Genomic DNA, 905 nt, shown 5'->3' on the forward strand with positions numbered 1-905 from the left:
ATGGAGAATGATATTTTAAAGCAAGCCGCGCTGATCATGGGACGAAAGTAAATGTCATCAAGCGAAACCAAGACAAATACTCGGTATCAGCAATGTGCAGCGTCCTGCAAATCTCACGTAGTACGTATTATTACGAGGCCAAAGAACGGCAGTCAGAAGACGACGTAACAGGCGCTGTCATAGAGATTTTTGAACAAAACCGAAGTGCCTACGGCACCCGTAAAATCAAAGTCGAACTGCACAAACGTGGATTTATGGTATCCAGGAGACGTATTGGCCGTATCATGAAGGAACAAGGGCTTGTTTCTTCCTATACGGTAGCACAGTTCAAACCACAGAAAACGCCATGTAATGAATCAGCTCAGGCAAATGAATTGAAACGTGAGTTTCAGCAGACAGAAGCGAAAAAAGTTGTCGTTAGCGATTTAACATACGTCAAAGTCAAAAATAAATGGCATTACGTATGTATCTTTGTCGATCTCTTTAATCGCGAAATTATTGGCTTCAGCACAGGACCAAGCAAAGATGCGAACCTTGTCGCACGGGCTTTTTCTTCCATTCAAGGTGATCTGCGGGATATCCAGCTGTTCCATACTGACCGTGGCAGCGAGTTTAAAAACCAGTTAATTGATGAGACATTAGCAGCCTTCCAGATTGGCCGCTCTTTAAGCATGAAAGGCTGTCCATATGATAACGCCGTGGCGGAAGCCACGTTTAAAATCATCAAAACAGAATTTGTTCGCCAGATGAGGTTTGATAGTCTAGAACATCTCACACTCGAATTTAGTGACTATGTCAACTGGTTTAACAAGCTACGAATTCACGGAACACTAGGCTATGTAAGCCCAATTGAATACAAGCAATCGTCCCTTAAAAAGGCTGTCTGATTTAGTGTTGACAATCCA

1 pseudogene is annotated in these 905 nt (G+C 42.9%); it reads left to right on the plus strand.

Going from position 1 to position 905, the window contains the following annotated elements:
• A pseudogene (locus M3221_RS25415) lies at positions 1-887 on the plus strand (IS3 family transposase); the annotation flags it as partial.
• Between the last annotated feature and the right edge of the window lie 18 nt (positions 888-905).

Origin of the sequence: Domibacillus indicus, assembly GCF_023715895.1 — a bacterium.
Taxonomy (GTDB): Bacteria; Bacillota; Bacilli; order Bacillales; family Domibacillaceae; genus Domibacillus; species Domibacillus indicus_A.